The following is a 1,123-nucleotide window of genomic DNA, read 5'->3' on the forward strand; positions in this document are numbered from 1 at the left end:
AACGACTCAATCTTGGCACATTTGATGCCGTTTGGGGGCCGTCCACCCCAACACGTCCACAATCTCGGCTTTCTGCGCACGCAGGCCGAACGCATCGACATGCGTCTGGTTGATGCCTGGCCGCGCGACACGCGCATCGATCGCGCGCGGTTCGAGAAGCTCAAAGAGGCCTATGTGAAGGCCCGCTACTCAAAGCATTATCGGATCACCGAAGAGGAGCTGTTGTGCCTTGGCAAGTGCGTGGAGGAACTTGGCCGGGCTGTCCACGCGATCTGTTCGGAACGCATCGCGTTGTTGGCGGACAAGGTCGGCTAAGCTGGCTAACCGACCGCTCGCGAGCTGTCAGGCTGCTTCGCTTCCCGGCTCCTCGGTTTCACTTTCGTCCAGCGCGCTGCTGATCATCGCTGCCAACGTCTCTTCGGCACGCGCGCGTACGATTGGATCAGGTGAAAGCATTTCCTGCTTCACCCATTGCGGCGCACGCGCAAGCACGCTCACCACCAGTTGATTGCTTGCCCCCGTCATGGGGCTGCCTATGCGGGATCATGGTCTTTCCGCCAACTGGTTTTGCGCGAACGCCCGTGCACCGCGTCGCCGCCAGAGCAGCAACTGCTGATCGCGGTTCTCGCTTTTCAGCTTCGCCGCAGCCTCGATGAGAAGACCAAGTATCACGGCGCGATCATCATCGGTGAGATCGATCAGCTCTGCCTTTGCGATAAGCCCGCCTAGCTCGATCAGCTGCCGCGTCCGTTCGCGGCGTTTGACCCGCCAGTCGCGCATGTCATGCCGTGCCCGGTGTACCAGCTGCCGGTTGCGCGCCTGGATCACCCGCTTGTGTGCCGCCAGTGTCTTTGCCAGCTGATCGGCGAGCATTGGTGCTGCCCTGAAAGAACGCAGCGCCGCGTTTGCGCCAGGCCTCCTTTAGTGACGGGTCGTCATTGCCGATCGCCGCGAGCAGAACGCCTGCCAGTATCTCTGTGCCCAGCGCATCGGCCCCGGTGGCAATGACAAGCTCGCCGAGCTGTGTCTGCTTGCGGGTCCTGAGCTGCTTTGCCTTGTCGTTGAGGGCTTGAAGCTCTGCGTCGTAATCGCGTGGTTTTCGCATGGGGTTTGATCCTTCGAT

The 1,123-nt window shown here is 61.2% G+C and carries 4 protein-coding genes; 1 reads left to right on the forward strand and 3 read right to left on the reverse strand.

From position 1 onward, the window contains the following. Positions 1–315, forward strand: a 315-nt coding sequence (locus IEW00_RS17390) for a HEPN domain-containing protein (RefSeq protein ID WP_505625248.1), incomplete at its 5' end; no start/stop codon positions are given. Between the two features lie 27 nt (positions 316–342). Here the strand turns inward: IEW00_RS17390 and IEW00_RS17395 are convergent. From IEW00_RS17395 to IEW00_RS17405, 3 genes are read right to left on the reverse strand one after another with little or no spacing between them, the layout of a single operon-like run. Further along, a complete protein-coding gene (locus tag IEW00_RS17395; RefSeq protein ID WP_188515696.1) occupies positions 343–525 on the reverse strand; it encodes a DUF6771 family protein in 183 nt (60 codons plus the stop codon). Between the two features lie 18 nt (positions 526–543). Next, positions 544–873 carry a conjugal transfer protein TraD gene (locus tag IEW00_RS17400; protein WP_308419348.1) on the reverse strand — a complete coding sequence of 110 codons (330 nt, stop codon included), beginning with the start codon at positions 871–873 and terminating at the stop codon, positions 544–546. After that, positions 782–1,105 (reverse strand): conjugal transfer protein TraD, encoded by a 324-nt coding sequence (locus IEW00_RS17405; RefSeq protein ID WP_188515697.1) that lies wholly within the window; start codon positions 1,103–1,105, stop codon positions 782–784. The genes IEW00_RS17400 and IEW00_RS17405 overlap by 92 nt, the downstream gene beginning before the upstream one ends. Positions 1,106–1,123 lie beyond the last annotated feature (18 nt).

Origin of the sequence: Blastomonas aquatica (assembly GCF_014639875.1) — a bacterium.
GTDB classification, from domain to species: domain Bacteria; phylum Pseudomonadota; class Alphaproteobacteria; order Sphingomonadales; family Sphingomonadaceae; genus Blastomonas; species Blastomonas aquatica.